The organism is Devosia subaequoris (assembly GCF_014197055.1).
In the GTDB taxonomy this organism is placed as follows: Bacteria; Pseudomonadota; Alphaproteobacteria; order Rhizobiales; family Devosiaceae; genus Devosia; species Devosia subaequoris.
In genome coordinates, this window is sequence record NZ_JACIEW010000001.1 from 622,960 (window position 1) to 641,368 (window position 18,409).

Genomic DNA, 18,409 nt, shown 5'->3' on the forward strand with positions numbered 1-18,409 from the left:
GGACAGTTTGGGCATGGAGGAACCTGCTTTCAAAACTGTATTAAGTCTACAGGACTAGTAGTGTTTTAACAAGTCGTAAACGTGTTGCGGAGTTGTGGCGGCGGGAAACGGTTTGCCCGATTGTGGCGTTCGAGAGAAACGTTGTGCTGGCCCATACGGTTGAGCGGGGCGGATCGAATTCCAACCTTGGTGGTGCAGACACTGTCATCCGAGGTGCATAAGGTAGGGCTGCGAGTCACGGGGAAGCTTGGGATGACGACTAGGGTCAAGGCACGATTGCTGGAGCTGGCCAAATCGAAGTCGGCGGGCGATGACAGCCTGCAACGTCTTCTCGTTGCGGCGATTTCTGCTGCCGACGCGGACGATCTGGAGCGGCAGGATGGCGATGCGCTGATTGCTGCTCTGACCACCAGTCATGAGCGGCTGACGACCACCCCACAGGGCGCGACGCGTGTTGCAACCACCGCGCCTGCTGGTCCGGGAGAGCCGCTTCTGCTCGATGTCGTCTGCCCCGACATGCCGTTCATCGTGGACAGTGCCCTGGCCGCATTGCGGGCCATGGGTGGCACAATCCGGATGTTCGCCCATCCTGTACTGCATGTTGCCAATGGCGCCGTAGTGCCCCAGGGGGGCGAGAGCGTCAGCATGCTGCATATTCAAAGCGACCCGGTCGCCGACGCGAATGCGCTGATCGAGGAAATGCAGACGACGCTGCTGGAGGTGGCGCGCGCCGTTGCCGACTGGCAGCCCATGCTGGAGCGGGTGCGGCGCGCATCCGATGGCCTTGGGCACCTCAGGGCCGGGCAGCGCGATGAGCCAGAGCGGTTCATCGAATGGTTGATCGAGCACAATTTCACCTTTCTCGGTTGCCGGGAATACCGCCTGGAAGGCGATGTGCTGCTACCTGTGGCGGGCACCGGGCTGGGCATCCTGCGCGACGAAGACCTCAAGGTCCTCCGCAGCGGCCCGCATTACGTGGAAAGCACGCCGCAATTGGTGGATTTCGTCGAGGGCCCAGAGCCCCTGCTCGTTACCAAGGCCAATGTGCGTGCCCGCGTGCATCGGCGCACCCATCTGGATTATGTGGGGATCAAACTGTTCGACGCGACAGGGAAAGCGAGTGGCGAACTGCGCGTGGTGGGACACTATACCGCCCAGGCCTTGGCGACCCCGCACACCGATGTACCGATCATTCGGCGCAAGATCGCCGATGTGATGCGCCAGTCCGGCGTCGATCCGCTGGGACATGCCGGCCGCACTCTGTTGGGGGCGCTGGAGAGCTATCCCAGGGACGAGCTGTTCCAGATAGATACACCGCAGCTCGCCGAGTTCGCCAGCGCCATCGCCGGGCTTTATGATCGGCCCCGCGTGCGGGTGCTGCCGCGGATCGACCGGTTCGACAATTTCGTCTCCATTCTCGTCTATGTGCCCCGCGACCGCTATGACGGCGCGGTTCGCGCCCGGATCACGCATTATCTCGCTGATCTCTATGATGGGCGCGTTTCGGCTTACTATCCGCATTTTCCCGAGGGGGATCTGGTGCGGCTGCACGTGATCATCGGGCGCAATGGCGGGGCAACGCCGCAGCCCGACCGGCGGGCACTGGAGACAGGCGTCGAGGCGCTGACGCATGATTTTTCCGACATGCTGATGGCGGCGGCCACCGAACAGGCGGCAGTCAGTGACTGGAAACAGGCCTTTTCGGGCGCCTATCAGAGCCGCAATGATGCACAGGACGCATTGCGCGATATCGCGGTGTTCGAGGGGCTGGACGATGACGGCGTGGCCATTCGCCTGGTGAGGCGAACCGGCACGGATGGAGCGCTGGGGCTAAAATTCTATCACGAAGGCACGGCGATTCCGCTGTCCGATCGCGTGCCCATGCTGGAGCATTTCGGGTTCCGGGTGATCGACGAGCGCACCTACACCATCGTGCCGCGCGATGGGGTCGAACGTTATCTGCACGATATGGTGCTCGAATTGCACGAGGACGGCAACATCGACGTTCTGGCGCGCGCAGCAGCCATTGAGGCGGGTCTGCTGGCTGTGTGGATGGGCCAGGCGGAGAGCGACCAGCTCAACGCGCTGGTGACCCTGGCTGGTCTGGAGTGGAGCGACGCTGCCCTGCTACGGGCCTTGTCGCGCTATTTGCGGCAGGTCGGCACCTCCCATTCGCAGCGCTATATCGCCAGGGCGCTGGTGACGCAGCGGGCGGCTGCGCAAGCGCTGGTGGCACTGTTCGCTGCGCTGCACGAACCTGACCTGATCGATCGTGACCATGCTGCCGAGGACGCACGCGCGGCCATTGCCGCGGCGCTCGACCAGATATCCTCGCTCGATGAAGACACCATTGTGCGGCGCTTCTGGAACCTGATTGAAGCGTCGCTGCGCACCAATGCCTGGCAGCGCGACGAAAACGGAAACAGACGGGCTGCGCTCGCCATCAAATTCGACAGCCACAAGGTCGAGGGCATGATCGCGCCCCGGCCCTATCGCGAAATCTCGGTCTATTCGCCACGTGTGGAAGGGGTGCACCTGCGTTTTGGCGCCATCGCACGCGGTGGGTTGCGCTGGTCGGACCGCCCCGAGGATTTCCGCACCGAAGTGCTGGGCCTGGTCAAGGCGCAACAGGTCAAGAACGCGGTGATCGTTCCGGTGGGGGCCAAGGGCGGATTTGTGCCCAAGCGCCTGACGGCGGGGATGGCACGCGAGGCCTGGCTGGAGGAAGGCCGGGACAGCTACAAGGTCTTTATCGGCGCCCTGCTCGATGTGACCGACAATCTTGTCGATGGCGTTGTGGTGCCGCCGGCTGATGTGATGCGCCGCGACGGTGACGACCCCTATCTGGTGGTCGCGGCCGATAAAGGCACGGCGAGCTTTTCCGATATCGCCAACGGCATTGCCACGGCGCGCGACTTCTGGCTGGGCGACGCGTTCGCCTCGGGTGGCTCTGCGGGTTACGATCACAAGAAGATGGGCATTACGGCGCGCGGCGGTTGGGAGGCCGTGAAGCGCCATTTCCGCGAGATGGATCGCGATATCCAGAAAGAACCGTTCACCGTCGTTGGCGTGGGCGACATGAGCGGCGATGTGTTCGGCAATGGGATGTTGCTCAGCCGCGAGATCCGGCTAGTGGCCGCGTTCGACCATCGGGACATTTTCATCGATCCGGATCCGGATGCTGCGACCAGCTTCGCCGAGCGCGAGCGGCTCTTCCAATTGCCGCGATCGAGCTGGCAGGATTATGAGAAGGGGCTGATATCCGAGGGCGGCGGTGTATTCTCGCGGTCGCTGAAGTCCATCCCGCTCAGCCCGCAAATGCAGGCTGTTCTCGGGCTGGAAAAGGACGCTGCACCGCCCTCAGAGATTATTCGGGTCATCCTGATGGCACAGGTGGATCTGCTCTGGTTCGGGGGTATCGGCACCTATATCAGGGCGAGTGACGAAGACGACGCCAAGGTGGGCGACCGTGCCAATGATGCGATCCGCGTCACGGCGGATCAGGTACGCGCCAAGGTGGTTGGCGAAGGCGCCAATCTGGGTTTGACCCAGCGCGGACGCATTGCCTATGCGCTGAGCGGCGGACGGATCAACACGGACGCGATCGACAATTCGGCCGGGGTGAATTCCTCGGACCTTGAAGTCAATATCAAGATCGCGCTGGCCTCTGTGGTGGCATCGGGCACTCTACCGATGGCCGAGCGCAACGCTTTCCTGGCGTCGATGACCGAGGAAGTGGCAGCGCTTTGCCTGCGCAACAACTACTTGCAAACGCTGGCCATATCGCTGGCCGAGCGCGCGGGTCTGGCCGAGTTGCCCGACCATCGCGTGCTGATCGAGGGGCTCGAGGAGCGTGGCCTGCTCAACCGGGCCGTCGAGTTCCTGCCCAATGATGCCACGCTCGATGCGCGGGCCGCCGAAGGGCGCGGCCTTGTCCGGCCCGAACTGGCGGTAATCCTGGCCTATGCCAAGTTGACCCTGTTCGACGACCTGCTGGCGGGCACCGCCATCGATGAGCCTTATCTGGCTGGAGAACTGTTCCGCTACTTCCCGGAGACTCTGCACAAAAGCTACCCAGAGCAGGTCCAGGCCCACCGGCTGAAGCGCGAGGTGATCGCCACGGTGCTGGCCAACGCCATGATCAATCGCGGCGGGCCTGCATTCGTCTCTGAACTCACGGCGGCGACCAGTGCCAGCGCAGGCGAAGTAGCCCTAGCTTATGCTGCGGTGCGCGACGCATATGGTCTGCGCAGTCTCAATGCTCAGATCGATGCGCTGGACGGCGCCCTGCCCGGGTCAGTGCAATTGGCGCTCTACGCGCAGGTGGAGGCTCTGCTGCGCCAGGAGGTCCTGTGGTTCCTGCGCAATGCATCGGTTACCAGAGGGCTGGCCGAGCTGGTTGCGCGGCATCGCGACGGTGTAACGCAACTGGCGGCGGCCGAGGGCCTGCTGCCCGAGGATCAACGCCAAGCGCTTGAGGTGCGGATCAGCGGGTTGATGACGCATGGTGTTCCCGAGGCTCTGGCGCAGCGCATCGGCGCCCTGCCCTTCCTCAGTCATGCCAGCGACATAGTGCTGGTCGCAGAGCGCGGGAATGTGGATCTGACCAGAGCAGCCAAGGCCTATTTCGGCGTTGCTGGATTGTTTGACCTGTTCCGCATTATCGAGGATGGCCGCGCTATCGTTCTGGGCGACCGGTTCGACCGCATGGCGCTGGACCGTGCTTTGGCCAATCTGATGCGCGCGCTGCGCGACCTGGCAGCCGATGTTCTGGTCGCAGGAAGTGTCGATGACTTCGTGGCGCAGCGTTCTGTTGCGTTGGCGAGGTCGGTGGCGGCGGTGAAAGAATTGACTGAGGGCGGCATTACCGTCTCGCGGTTGAGCGTGGCTGCGGGTTTGCTGACCGATCTGGCGCGAGAAGGATAACGACGCGCGCCTCCCTCACCCGAAAGTCGGCCTTGTATGGTTGGTCCGTTTGTCGAAGGTGGGCCACAGCAAATGGAGACTTGCCAATGACTGATCTCGCCCAGTGGCTGAGCACGCAAACCGATGATGCCGATCTCAGCCATGCCATATTGTCGATGGCTGCCGCCGGTGCAGAAATTGCCGCTGTGCTGCGTCAGGCCCCCATCGCCGGGCAAACTGGACTGGCCGGATCGGACAACGTGCAGGGTGAGGCGCAAAAGGCGCTCGATGTGATCTCAAACGACATTGTTTTGAATCACTTGGAGGCAAATGCGGCCATTTCGATTCTGGTATCGGAAGAGCTGGATGAAGCCGTTGAACTATCGAGTCAGGGCCGGTTGATCGTGGCCACTGACCCCCTGGATGGTTCTTCAAACCTCGACGTAAATGTTACCGTAGGAACGATTTTCTCGGTTCTGGCGAGCGCAGGCGGGCCGCTGCAAAAGGGGCGGGCGCAGTTGGCCGCTGGCTATGTCGCCTATGGGCCGGCGGCGAGCCTGGTGGTGCGGATCGAGGGGCCGACCAGCATCTTTACGCTCAGCGACAAGGGCGACTGGGTGCAGACAGTGGCCGAGGCGAAGGTGCCGGTCGCGTCGGGCGAATTCGCCATCAATACCGCACGTGAACGCTTCTGGGATGCCGCAACGAGCGGCTATGTGCGCGAGAACATTGCGGGCGAAACCGGCCCGGCGGGCAAGCGCTACAATATGCGCTGGGTGGGCTCGATGGTCGCCGACATTCATCGCATCCTGATGCGGGGCGGTATTTTCCTCTATCCGCTAGACAGCGAGACCGTCGCCAAGGGCGGACGGCTGCGGCTGCTTTACGAGGCAAATCCAATGGCCTGGCTCGTTGAGGGCGCCGGTGGCCGATCAACGACCGGGACACAGGATATACTCGAGGTCGAGCCCACCGATATTCACCAGCGCGTACCGGTGGTTCTTGGCTCGGCAGACGAGGTGAAGCGGGTGGAAGACTGGTATCGAAAGGGCTAGCCGACGAGTTGCTCTGCCTCGAAGCCAAGGCTCGCAAAGCTAGTCTCGCTCAGTACCTTCCAGGAATTGCAACGTTCTCATTGTTTCGCTAGAACTCCCGCCGAAGATGACCGGCGCTTGAGCAAGCCGGGAGGAGCCAGCATGACCAACGACCCCAATCGCCTGCCCGAAACCAATTGGGGCGCCTGGCAAAGCCGGCCGTTTCACCGGCAATATCTGATGACCCAGGCGAATCGGCTGTTCGATTTCTTCGAGGCGTCCTCGCTCAATCCAAAGGGCGGATTTTTCGAGCTTTCCGATGATGGTCAGCCGCTCTCGCCAGAAAATGGGCTGCGGCAGGTTCACGTCACGACACGCATGATTCACTGCGCCACGATCGGGAGCCTGATCGGTCGGCCCGGCTCAGATGAAATTGTCGATCACGGCATGCGTTATCTGTGGGAGAAGCATCGCGACCAGCGCAATGGCGGCTATGTCTGGTCGCTGGATGACGATGGCTATGTCGATGACAGCAAGCAGGCCTATGGCCATGCCTTCGTGCTGCTGGCGGGCGCCAGCGCCAAGCTGGTGGGACATCCCCTGGCCGACCAGGTGATCGCCGACGTTACCGAGGTGATCGAGCAACGTTTCTGGGATAAGAAGATCGGCGCCGTGCGCGAAGAATTCGGCAATGACTGGCGGCAGATAAGCACCTATCGCGGCCAGAACTCCAACATGCACCTGACCGAGGCGCTGATGGCTGCCTATGAGGCTACCGGCGAGACCGAATACCTCCGGAAGGCGACCAAGATCGCCGATCTGATCATCCACCGCAATGCGGCCAAGCTCGACTATCGCGTGGCCGAGCATTTCCATGAGGACTGGAGTCTGGACAAGGACTATCTCGGCTCCGAGATGTTCCGTCCGTCCGGCACGACGCCGGGGCACGCGCTGGAGTGGTCGCGCCTACTGTTTCAGCTCTTCGTATTGTGCCGCAAGGAACATAGCTGGATGACCGAGTCAGCGCGCGGCCTGTTCCGCCAGGCCATCGATCTGGGCTGGGACAAGGTACATGGCGGCTTTTTCTATACCTTGGACTGGAACAATCAGCCCATCATGCGTGAAAAGCTGTGGTGGCCGGTGGCCGAGGCGATTGGAGCGGCGGCCTATATCGGCGCCTATGACCATGACGATTACTACCAGCGCTGGTATCGCAAGCTTTGGGACTTTGCCGAGAACCACGTAATCGACCGCGAACGCGGTGGCTGGCACAGCGAATTGACCGAGCAACTCGTACCGACCTCGCGTCTGTTTGTGGGCAAGCCCGACCTCTACCACGCTTTGCAGGCTTGTCTGATCCCGCTCTATCCGGTGACCGGAAGCCTTACGCACGGGATCATCGAGGCCGACCACCCCAAGCGGCTCTAGCCCGTTCGTCACATCGGGGCTCAACCATTGCCTGTCTGCCGCGTTGCTCTGCAAAGCAATGTGGAGAATGGGCAATGGCAATTCTGGATGGCAAGGTTGCGCTGGTCACGGGCGCGGGTTCCGGCATCGGCAAGGCGACGGCACTCAAGCTTGGGCGTGAGGGTGCGACGGTGGTTGCTCTCAGCCGCACCCGCGATGAGATAGAGGCCACCGCCGCAGAAATCGAGCGCGCCGGAGGCAAGGCCACAGCGACGACCTGCGATATCACCGACGATACGGGCATGAAGGCGACGGTCGCCGAGATTTTGGGGCACTTCGGGCGGCTGGACATCGTTGTGGCCAATGCTGGCATTAACGGGGTCTGGGCGCCGATAGACGATTTGGCGCCCGAGGAATGGGACAAAACCATCGCCGTCAATCTGCGCGGCACCTTTCTGACCATCCATCATACCGTGCCGGCGCTGGAGGCAGGTGGGGGCGGGGCCATCGTGGTGGTTTCGTCAATTAACGGGACGCGCACCTTCACCTCTCCGGGCGCAACCGCCTACACCACCACCAAGGCGGGGCAGTTGGCGATGGTCAAGCAATTGGCGCTGGAGCTGGGCCAGAAAAAGATCCGCATAAATGCCGTCTGTCCCGGCGCGATCGAAAGCGATATCGAGGACAGCACCGAACACCGCGAAAGTGAAGAGGCCGGGATCCCCGTGCATTTTCCCGAAGGTGATATCCCGCTGACTGGCGGTGCGAAAGGCAAGCCCGGGGACGTTGCCGATGTCATCGCCTTTCTGGTTTCCGATGCGGCGCGGCATGTCACCGGCAGTCCCGTGTGGATCGATGGGGGGCAGAGTTTGCTGCGATAGGGGACAGACGCACAAAAGCGTACCCCCTGGTGCTGTTGTCAGTCTTGGGCACGCGTCGTAAAGCACGGGCCAGTCCATATAGTCGGTGACGCACCATGACCGCCCTACCCCCTCAACTTCCTCGCCTGTTCATTGAACGTGCGGTTACGGCGGCGCTGGAGGAAGATCTGGGACTGGCGGGCGATTTGACCAGCCAGGCAACGCTGGCGCCGGACGCCTGGGCCACTGCCACGCTTTCGGCACGTGAAGCGGGTGTGATTGCGGGTCTCGAACTTGCCGCTGCGGCCTTCCGGCTGGTGGGCGACGGCGTCATCTTTTCAGCCAAGCTTGCCGATGGCGATCGCGTCGAGGTCGGCGGTATCGTTGCAGAGATTTCCGGTCCGGCACGACTTGTCATGTCAGGCGAGCGGGTGGCGCTGAATTTCCTGAACCACCTGAGCGGGATCGCAACCCAGACCCGGCGCTATGCCGACGCCGTCGCAGGGACGAGCGCGATGATCTGCGACACCCGCAAGACCACCCCCGGCCTGCGGGCCTTCGAGAAATATGCCGTGCGCTGTGGCGGTGGCGCCAATCACCGTTTTGCGCTCAATGACGCTATTCTGATCAAGGACAACCACATTGCCGTCGCGGGTAGCGTGACCGCGGCCTACCAGACGGCTGAGGCCTTTGCCGGACATCTGGTGGCCATAGAAATCGAGGTAACGACGCTGGCGGAACTCGAAGAGGCGCTGGCAGCCGGCGCCCGGATCATCATGCTTGACAATATGGACAATGAGACCCTGCGCGAGGCTGTGACGCTCAATGCCGGCCGGGCGAAGCTGGAAGCATCGGGCGGTGTGAAGCTGGACCGGGTGCGATCCATCGCCGAAACCGGTGTGGACTATATCTCCACCAGCCAGATCACCATGGGCGCTACGCCGCTCGATCTTGGACTCGATGTGGTTATTGCAGCGGGACGAGGCGCATGATGTCCGAAGCCGCCGCCCTGTCTTTGACTGATATCGCCGTCGACGCCGCTATCGCTGCTGCAGAGGTGATCTGTGCCGTTTATGACCGACCGATCCATGTCGTCACCAAGAATGACGGCTCGCCGGTTACCGAGGCTGATGCGGCGGCTGAAGCGATTATCATCGAGCATCTGAAGATCACCGGCCTGCCTGTGCTGGGCGAAGAGAGTGTGGCGGCGGGGATCATCCCGCAGCTGGGCGATCGCTATTTCGTCGTCGATCCGCTGGACGGCACCAAGGAATTCATCAAGCGCAATGGCGAGTTTACCGTCAATATTGCGCTCGTTGAGCAAGGCCGCCCAGTGATGGGAGTTGTGCTGGCGCCAGCCAGCGGCGACATCTTCGTGGGTGATGCGGATGGTGCCTGGGCCGGCAGAGTCGCAGCTGGCGTCGTGGTCGGGCGGGAGGCCATCAAGGTGGGGCTGCTGCAGCGCCCGAAGATTGTTGCCAGCCGCAGCCATGGCCATGCGGCGCTCCAGCAGCTTTGCCACACGCTGGAGGTGGAAAGCGATGTGTCGGTGGGGTCATCTCTCAAGTTCTGTCTGCTGGCGCGCGGAGACGCCCAGCTTTACCCCCGGTTTACCCCGACTTGTGAATGGGATACCGCCGCCGGGCAGGCTGTGCTTGAAGCAGCTGGCGGCGCTGTCCTGACACTGGATGGCGCGCCGATGCGCTATGGCAAAGGGGAGCTAAAGTTCCTCAATCCCTATTTTATCGCGGCGGCTAGCCTGGAGTTGGCGCAGACCGGGGCCAATGAGATGCGTCGCCTCATTGAATTGTGAGTGCGGGCGCATCAGCGCGCCCAGAGGGCCGGAAATCATCGCACCGCCTGGCGCGACAGCTCTGTCGTGCAATCCGTGATTAACTGATCTGCGCATCCTCCCCTGCCGTAAAGCTTGCAGCAGGTGTTACAGCCATATATACGCCGAGCATATATCGGACCAGAATATGGCCAGAGGAACGCGCGCATGAACGTCAGAACTCTCTGCCTCTCCATTCTCTATGAAGAAGAGGCCAGCGGATACGACATTCGCCGAATGTGTACGGAAGGCAATTTCGCCTATTTCGTCGAAGCCAGCTATGGCTCGATCTACCCCGCACTTGCGCGTTTGGAAGACGAAGGCCTGGTCACCAGCCGCTCCGAGCAACAGGCCGGCAAGCCCGCGCGCAAGGTCTATTCCATCACCGAGGCAGGAAAGGCCGCTTTTGCGGCCGAGCTCAGCGAGCCTCTGGGCGAAGACGTGTTCCGCAGCCCCTTCCTGCTCTTTGCGCGTTTTGCGCACATCCTTCCGCGCGATCTGGTCGAGCAGCGTTGTAATGAGTTTCTCGAGCGAACGGCCGAGGATCTCAAGAAATTGGAACAGGCACCCAAAGAGCATAGCTGCAATGCAGCAGATATGTGGGTCATCAACTACGGGCGTGCAGTATTGGAGGTTGCGGAACAACATTTGCGCACCCATATGCACGAACTAATCACAATGGCGCGAGCCGAGCCACGCAAAGACGCGGCTGAATAAGGGGCGAGATAGACTTCATGCGTGCACTGTTCTCCTATGGCCTGGCTTTCGTCATCCTGCTTCTTGCTGGTGGCTGGCTGGCAACTGGAACCTTTGTTCAAGGCGGCCGAGGGCCCGGCGAGGGCGAGACGCCGATCATTGCCGTTATCGAAGGCGAAGAGCATGGCCCCATTGCTTCCGCATTGGACGATGCAGGCGTGCTGGCCCAACACAGTGCACCTGAAGTCGATCCAGCGCTGACAATTGCGCAACGCAATGAAGCCACGACCGGCTCTGGCGCCCCACTGCAAAGCGTGCGCACCGAGCGGTTCACGGCGTCAGCAATGCCCATCGAGGTGCCGTTGCGCGGCCGCACTCAGGCAAAAGCAACAATCACCGCGGTGGCGGAAACTTCGGGTGCCGTAGATGTCGTGCATGTCACCAAGGGGGAGCGCGTCGAAGTCGGCGACCCCCTATGCACACTCGACCAGGGCACACGTGTCGCGGCTGTGGCCCAGGCAGAAGCCGGGCTGGCACAGGCCGAGGCAGCGCTGGCTCAGGCCCAGCTGAATTTCGATACCAATGCCGATCTGCGCGATCGCGGACTGGCCGCTGCGAATACAGCCAATGCGGTTGAGGTCGCCCTGGCCCAGGCCAAGGCTGGTGTCAGCCAGGCCAAGGCCGGCCTGGACAATGCCGAGGCAGAACTGGAACGCACCGAGATCGTCGCCAAAGTGGCGGGGCTGGTGCAGGACCCGGTTGCGGTAGAGGGCTCCATGCTCAACGCCGGATCGCCATGTGCCACCATCGTGCAGCTCAACCCGATCGTTTTCACCGGCATGGTGCCGGAGGCGCATATCGAACTGGCGAAGACGGGTCTCGAAGCCACGATAACGACCGTAACTGGCCAAAGCGTTGCGGGCGAGGTGACCTATGTATCAGCAGTCGCAGACAATGCGACCCGGGCATTTCCCGCTGAAATCGAAATCCCCAATGAGGATTTCGCCATTCGCGACGGGGTGACTGCCGAGGCGATCGTGAATATCGGCACCGCTCCGGGTCATCTGCTGCCACAGTCTGTCCTGACGCTGGATGATGATGGCGTGTTGGGCGTGCGCACGGTGGAAGACGGCGTGGTTGCTTTCTACCCGATCACCATTGTGAGCGACACCCGCGAGGGCGTGTGGGTCACCGGCCTGCCACTGATTTCCGACGTGATCACCGTGGGGCAGGAGAATGTGAATTCCGGGCAGGCGGTTGATGCCGGCTCAACCGAACAGTCCGCCGAAACCGCTGCCAGCTAGGAACGCAACCATGCTCGATTTTATCGAAAAAATCCTCAGGATGCCGCGGGTCGTCCTGACGATCATGATCGTCGTTCTGGCCGCTGGCGCGGGCGCCTATATGTCGATGCCCAAGGAAAGCTTTCCGGCAATCGACGTGCCGTATCTTTACGTGTCGATCAGCCAGTCGGGCGTTTCGCCCCGGGATGCGGAAAACCTTCTGGCCAAGCCGGCCGAAGAAGAATTGGCGACGCTGCCAGGTTTGAACAATATCAGCTCAACCTCCACCACTGGCCACGCGTCGGTGTTCCTCGAGTTCGATATCAATACCGACAAGGATCAGGCACTCGCCGATACGCGCGCGCGCATGGATGCGCTGCGCGCTTCACTGCCGGATGACGCCAACGACCCCACTGTCAACGAGATCGACATCGTGGGCATGCCGATAATTTCGGTCGCTGTCTATGGATCCGCACCCGAAAAGGAGCTTGCTCGTCGCGCTGAGCTGCTGCAGGACGCCCTTGAAGGCATCGCCGAGGTACGCGAAGCCACGTTGTCCGGCGCCCGCGAGGAGCAGCTTGAAGTCCGTGTGGACCTTCTGCGCCTGGAAGCCTATGGCCTGACGGCCAACCAGTTGTTCGACGCCCTGGCCCGCAACAACATGGTGGTTGCTGGCGGAACGCTCAACACCGGACAGGGCTCGTTCAATGTTGAAGTTCCCGGTCTGATCACGACGGCCGAAGATGTGTTCAGCCTGCCGCTCAAGACTGACGGCAACACGATTGTCACCTTCGGCGATGTCGCCACCATTACCCGTACACTGGCCGATGCGACCGAATATACACAGGTCAACGGCTCCCCTGCCCTGATTCTAGGCATCTCCAAGAAGCTGGGCACCAATGTCATCGACGTTTCCGACAAGGTGCGCGCGGTGACTGCCGAGGCCGCCAAGGACTGGCCGGCGGGCGTGAGCTACTCGTTCTTCCTCGACCAGGCAGAGACCACGACGGCGCTATTCCGTTCGCTTGAAGCGGCGGTATTGACGGCGGTGGCGCTGGTGCTGATCACCTGCGTGGCCACACTCGGCGTGCGCCCCGCGATTATGATCGGCATGTCGATCCCGCTCTCGTTCATGATGGCCTTTCTGGTGGCCCAGGGTCTGGGCATGACCATCAACATGATGGTGATGTTTGGCCTGGTCATTGCGGTTGGCGTTCTGGTGGACGATCCCGTGGTGGTGGTCGAGTATGCAGAGCGCAAATTGCAGGAAGGGGTTCCCAAGCGGGAAGCCTTCGTTATGGCCATGCGCAAGATGTTTGTGCCCGTGGTAGGTGCTACGGCGACAACGCTGGGCGCCTTCATTCCGCTGTTGTTCTGGCCCGGCATTATCGGCAAGTTCATGAGCTATCTGCCGATGATCGTGATCATCGTCATGATCGCGTCCTTTATCTCTGCCCTGATATTCATGCCCGTCATTGGCTCGCTGATCGCCTCGACCCACGTGGACGAGAAAGAAAAGGCCAAGGCCGACATCGTCATGTATCCGGACAAGTTCGACTCCAAGAAGGTGGGCGGGCTGACCGGGTTCTATGTGCGCGCGATGGAAAAGCTGCTGCACTGGCCGCTACCAACGCTGGCTGTGGGATTCGGCGTCATCGCCACCATATTTGTGGCTTATTCGGCCAACCCAACCGGTTCAGAAGCCTTCCCGGCGTCCGAGCCCGAGTTCGCCACGGTCGCCGTGGTTGGCAGGGGCAACTACTCTCCCGAGGAAATCCGGGACATGCTGGTGGAAGTCGAAAACGAACTGATACAGGTCCAGGGCATCCAGGACGTGATCATGCAGTTCGGCACAACAGGCGCCTTTGGCACCATGCCGCCTGACACGATCGGCAATTTCCAGCTGCAGTTGACCAACTGGAACCACCGTGTTCCAGCCGAGGAGATATTCACCGATATTCGTGAGCGCGTGGCCGACATTGCCGGACTCGACATTCAGGTGATCGCGGCAGAGAACGGTCCGCCGGCCGGCAAGGACATCAATCTGCGTGTCGAAAGCACCAATTATGATGATCTCGTCCCTGTCGTGACGGCAATCCATGACCATCTGGCAACGTGGCCAGAAGTGGTGGACCTGGAAGACGGACGCCCCTCCCCGGGCATCGACTGGCAGATCACCGTGGACCGGGCCGAAGCCGGCAAATACGGGATTGGCGTACGTGAACTGGCACCCTATGTGCAATTGGTCACCTCGGGCGTGAAGCTTGGCACCTATCGCGATGCACTGACGGGCGACGAACTGGATATCCGTGTGCGGCTGCCGGAGGACGAACGCACGTTTGATGCGCTGGACTCCATGCGCATCGCCACCAGCCAAGGACTTGTGCCCGTTTCGAACTTCATCGAGCGGACCGCCGTTCCCAAGGTGGCCAATATCCAGCGCCGCAACCAAGTCTACACTATGGCTGTCGCTGCGGCTCTGCCTATACTGCCAGAAGGTGTGTATGCCGCCGACAAGGTTGAAGAATTGCAGGCCTGGATCGCCCAGCAGGACTTCCCCGACCGCGTGAACGTTGAGTTCGGCGGCGCCGAAGAACAGATGGGGGACGCCAATGCTTTTATTGGCCAGGCGATGATCATGGCCCTGGTTCTCATCTCCTTCATCCTGCTGCTCGAGTACAACAGCTTCTACCAGGTGCTGGTCACGCTGATGACCGTGGTGATGTCCGTGGCCGGCGTGCTGCTTGGCATGCTGATCACCGGAATGACCTTCTCGGCGATCATGACGGGGCTGGGCATCGTGGCCCTCGCTGGTATTGTGGTGAAGAACGGCATCGTGCTGATCGACACCTATAATGACTATCACCGGCACCAGAACGTAGAAGCGGTCAAGGCGATGCTACTGACCGTGAGCCAGCGCGTGCGACCAGTACTGTTGACGGCCTTCCTCACCGCCCTGGGCGTCATCCCGATGTGGGCCAATGTCGAGTTTGACTTCATCCGCCGCGAAATCGTGGCGGGCGGCATTGCCGGCTCCTGGTTCGTTCATCTCTCGGCAGCACTCGTCTCCGGCCTGTTCCTGTCGACGGCCCTGACCCTGGTCATGGTGCCGGTGATGATTACTGCGCCGACGGTGATGTGGAAGCAGATCCGGTGGCTTGGATCGATCTTTGCGGTGATCGGCGTCTGGATTTCCAGCCCCTTCCGCCAGAAGGAAGCGGCGGCGCCAGCAGGTTTCGACGGCATGGCCGTGGAAATCCCCGAAGACGCAGATAGCACCAAGCGCTATATCGTCTCCAAACAGGCCGGGCTGACCGAAAAGGAAGCCAATGGCGTGACAGTGGTCAGCCGAAGAGATGCGGCCGAGTAGAGACATCTTTTCAAACCGTGAGAAAGGCCCGCAGCAATGCGGGCCTTCTTGCATTTTTATTGGGATTGGAACGCTGTCAGCGTCCAGGTGTCACCTTCGAATGCGATGTCTCGCGACGTAACCAACCTGCCGCCCAGCGCCTGAGGCCAGAATTTCCGCGCCGCAACATTGGCGTGAGGCACAGCGATATGCCAGGCGCCGGGATGCGCCTTCAGGACCAGATCGAGCGTCGACCTGCCAACGCCCCTGCCCCGGTAGGCACGGAGCACGAAGAATTCTGCCATGAACCAGCAGGGTTTCCGGCCAGTCAGCGGGCACTCCTCTATGACCAGCGCGAAGCCGGCAATCTCTTCGCCTGACATGAGGAAATAGGGATGGCGCCAGAAACGGTCGAGGAAGCCGTATTCAAACCGGCCATCCGATCCCACTGGGAATGGCATGAATTCGGTCATGTCGTGCAGATAGAGCTGGATCAGATTGGCGATTGCGCTCTTGTCATCGTCCTTCGCCCTGCGGATCGATATGGTCATGCCGCTGCTCCGATCAAACTGCTTCGGACGGCGCCGTTATATGCGCTGTCTAATCGCTCCTGAAGGCATTGATTGATCACCGCGGGCAACAGCGCGCCAATCGCTCCAACGCCATGCTTATTGTGACCGCAGCGTCCGCCTGACGGCTATTCCGCAGCCGGCGTACCGCGCTTGACGAAGCCGTCGGGGTCGTTCTGGGTGCGGGCCAGCAGTTCCGCAGCCTCGTTTGCTTCGCGCTGGCGGTTCCACATCTGGGCATACAGACCATCCTGCTGCAGCAAATTGGCATGGTCACCACGCTCGGCGACCTGCCCGTCGCGCAGCACCAGGATTTCATCGGCATTGACGACAGTGGAGAGGCGGTGGGCAATAACGACGGTAGTGCGGTTGCGCGACACCTCGTCCAGTGCGGCCTGAATGTCACGCTCGGTCTTGGTGTCTAGGGCAGAAGTGGCTTCATCCAGGATCAGGATCGAGGGCGACTTGAGGATGGTGCGGGCAATGGCAACGCGCTGCTTTTCACCGCCCGAGAGCTTCAGGCCGCGCTCGCCCACAGGCGTGTCGTAGCCCTTGGGCAGGGTCTCGATAAAGCCGGCGACCTGCGCCATACGCGCAGCTTCCTTGACCTCTTCGGCAGAAGCGCCGGGACGGCCATATTCGATGTTGTAGCCGATGGTGTCGTTGAACAGCACGGTGTCCTGCGGGACCATGCCGATAGCCGAACGCAGGCTCTCCTGGGTGACGTCGCGCAGATCCTGCCCGTCGATCGTCACGCGGCCATCGGTTACGTCATAGAAACGGAACAGCAGGCGCGAGATGGTTGATTTGCCTGCACCGGTCGGGCCGACAATGGCCACCGTCTTGCCTGCGGGGACATCGAAGCTGACCCCTTTCAGGATCGGACGGTCCGGATCGTAGTGGAAGCTAACGTCCTCAAAGCGGATGACGGGACCGGTCACGGCGAGCGATTTCGCGCCGGGCTTGTCCTGAATCTCGGGATCCTGGTCGAGCAGCTTGAACATCTCCTCGATATCGGTGAGGCCCTGGCGGAGCTCGCGATAGACAAAGCCGATGAAGTTGAGCGGCCGATAGATCTGCATTAGGAAGGTGTTGAGCAGAACAAAATCACCCAGGGTCAACGTGCCGTCCATGACGCCCAGGATGGACATGATGGAAATGGCAAGAAAGCCGCTATAGAAGATGACCGCCTGGCCGAAGTTGAGGAAACCAAGCGAGGTCCAGATGCGGATGGCCGAGCGTTCATAGCCCTCCATCGCGCCATCGAAGCGCCGGGCTTCCATGTCTTCATTGGCGAAGTACTTCACCGTCTCGAAGTTGAGCAGGCTGTCAATCGCCTTGCCGTTGGCGTCGGTATCGCTCTCGTTCATGTCCCGGCGGATGGAGATGCGCCAGTTCGAGGCCTTGATGGTGAAATAGAGATAGCCCCAGATCATCACCACCAGCACGCCGAGATAGCTGACACCAAACAGCCAGACAAAAATGACGGCCACCACGACAAACTCGACCATGGTCGGGGCGATGTTGAGCATGGCGAAGCGGACCACCGTCTCAATGCCCTTGGTGCCGCGCTCGATAACGCGCGACAGGCCGCCGGTGCGCCGCTGCAGGTGAAAGCGCAGCGACAGGCGATGCATGTGGTGAAAGGTCTGCAGGGCCAGCTTGCGCACGGCATGCTGACCGACACTGGCGAACCAGACATCGCGCAATTGCTGGAAGCCGGCGTCCACGATATTGCCGACGACATAAGCGATGACCAGGACCAGGGGTATCGCCAATCCAAGCACCAAAGTCTGGTCCGGCTCGGGGCCATCCAGGCTATCGATGATGCCCTTGTAGGCGAAGGGTATGAGGGTCGTGGCGACCTTGCTCGCCAACAGCGCGGCCAGCGCCATAACCACCCGCATCCTCAGATCGGGGCGATTATTCGGCCACATATAGGACCAGAGATTCCGAACGGTAGAAAATACCGAACCCTCATCCGCGCTGACGGACGGTTTCTTCTCAGTGCTGTCAGAAGCCATCAGGCCTGTTCCGTTTCCTTGTTGGCGGCGACGGGCGCCAGCCCCTTGAGGAGACCGCCAAAGGCCGAATTGAGTTCGGCCAGTTTGTCATGGCGGAGACAATAGCGATTGCGCGTGCCATGCGGCTTGCGCTCGATCAGGCCTGCATCGAGCAGAACCTTGATATGCTGGGAGACGGTCGACTGGGCCAGGGTCAAGCTGTCCGTTACATCGGCGCAACAGCATTGACCCTGCTGTTGGGTGGCCAGAATGCGCAGGATCTCCAGACGTACGGGGTGTCCAAGCGCACGCATGGTATTGGCAATGTCATCATCATGCATGGCGCTGTGCTCGGCGTGTCGGGACCGCCCAGTGGGGCTGGCGCTGTCCGGTTGATCGGTGAATTACGATGGAAAATGGGGCTTGCCGCGCGGAAAATCAATAGGCCCGTGAAAACGGCGCCTTTCGGCGC

Annotated in this window: 12 protein-coding genes; 9 read left to right on the forward strand and 3 right to left on the reverse strand. The window is 61.2% G+C overall.

Annotated elements, in window-relative coordinates; genetic code table 11:
- Positions 1-252: 252 nt before the first annotated feature.
- The 9 genes from GGR20_RS03000 (at position 253) to GGR20_RS03040 (ending at position 15,386) form a co-directional block, all read left to right on the forward strand.
- A complete protein-coding gene (locus GGR20_RS03000) occupies positions 253-4,926 on the forward strand; it encodes an NAD-glutamate dehydrogenase (protein ID WP_183309720.1) in 4,674 nt (1,557 codons plus the stop codon).
- Positions 4,927-5,012: 86 nt separating this feature from the next.
- On the forward strand, positions 5,013-5,960 hold the full coding sequence (locus GGR20_RS03005) for a class 1 fructose-bisphosphatase (protein ID WP_183309721.1): 948 nt from the start codon (positions 5,013-5,015) through the stop codon (positions 5,958-5,960).
- A 141-nt stretch (positions 5,961-6,101) separates the two neighbouring features.
- A complete protein-coding gene (locus GGR20_RS03010) occupies positions 6,102-7,367 on the forward strand; it encodes an AGE family epimerase/isomerase (protein WP_183309722.1) in 1,266 nt (421 codons plus the stop codon).
- A gap of 74 nt (positions 7,368-7,441) precedes the next feature.
- Positions 7,442-8,227 (forward strand): SDR family oxidoreductase, encoded by a 786-nt coding sequence (locus GGR20_RS03015; protein WP_183309723.1) that lies wholly within the window; start codon positions 7,442-7,444, stop codon positions 8,225-8,227.
- 95 nt (positions 8,228-8,322) lie between these two features.
- Positions 8,323-9,198: a carboxylating nicotinate-nucleotide diphosphorylase gene (gene nadC / locus GGR20_RS03020; RefSeq protein ID WP_183309724.1), complete on the forward strand. Its 876-nt coding sequence runs from the start codon at positions 8,323-8,325 to the stop codon at positions 9,196-9,198.
- Positions 9,195-10,019, forward strand: a complete 825-nt coding sequence (gene cysQ, locus GGR20_RS03025) for a 3'(2'),5'-bisphosphate nucleotidase CysQ (protein ID WP_246349368.1) — start codon at positions 9,195-9,197, stop codon at positions 10,017-10,019. Before nadC ends, cysQ begins: the two co-directional genes overlap by 4 nt.
- A gap of 186 nt (positions 10,020-10,205) precedes the next feature.
- Positions 10,206-10,754, forward strand: a complete 549-nt coding sequence (locus GGR20_RS03030; protein WP_183309725.1) for a PadR family transcriptional regulator — start codon at positions 10,206-10,208, stop codon at positions 10,752-10,754.
- A 17-nt stretch (positions 10,755-10,771) separates the two neighbouring features.
- Positions 10,772-12,037, forward strand: a complete 1,266-nt coding sequence (locus tag GGR20_RS03035; protein ID WP_183309726.1) for an efflux RND transporter periplasmic adaptor subunit — start codon at positions 10,772-10,774, stop codon at positions 12,035-12,037.
- Between the two features lie 10 nt (positions 12,038-12,047).
- Positions 12,048-15,386: an efflux RND transporter permease subunit gene (locus GGR20_RS03040; RefSeq protein ID WP_183309727.1), complete on the forward strand. Its 3,339-nt coding sequence runs from the start codon at positions 12,048-12,050 to the stop codon at positions 15,384-15,386.
- Between the two features lie 56 nt (positions 15,387-15,442).
- Here GGR20_RS03040 and GGR20_RS03045 read toward each other — a convergent pair whose 3' ends face one another.
- The 3 genes from GGR20_RS03045 to GGR20_RS03055 all read right to left on the reverse strand — a co-directional run bounded on the left by GGR20_RS03045 (position 15,443) and on the right by GGR20_RS03055 (position 18,278).
- Complete coding sequence (locus GGR20_RS03045) at positions 15,443-15,916, reverse strand: GNAT family N-acetyltransferase (protein ID WP_183309728.1); 474 nt, start codon at positions 15,914-15,916, stop codon at positions 15,443-15,445.
- 146 nt (positions 15,917-16,062) lie between these two features.
- Positions 16,063-17,958 carry an ABCB family ABC transporter ATP-binding protein/permease gene (locus GGR20_RS03050; RefSeq protein WP_183309729.1) on the reverse strand — a complete coding sequence of 632 codons (1,896 nt, stop codon included), beginning with the start codon at positions 17,956-17,958 and terminating at the stop codon, positions 16,063-16,065.
- Complete coding sequence (locus tag GGR20_RS03055; RefSeq protein ID WP_183309730.1) at positions 17,958-18,278, reverse strand: ArsR/SmtB family transcription factor; 321 nt, start codon at positions 18,276-18,278, stop codon at positions 17,958-17,960. Before GGR20_RS03055 ends, GGR20_RS03050 begins: the two co-directional genes overlap by 1 nt.
- Positions 18,279-18,409: the final 131 nt, after the last annotated feature.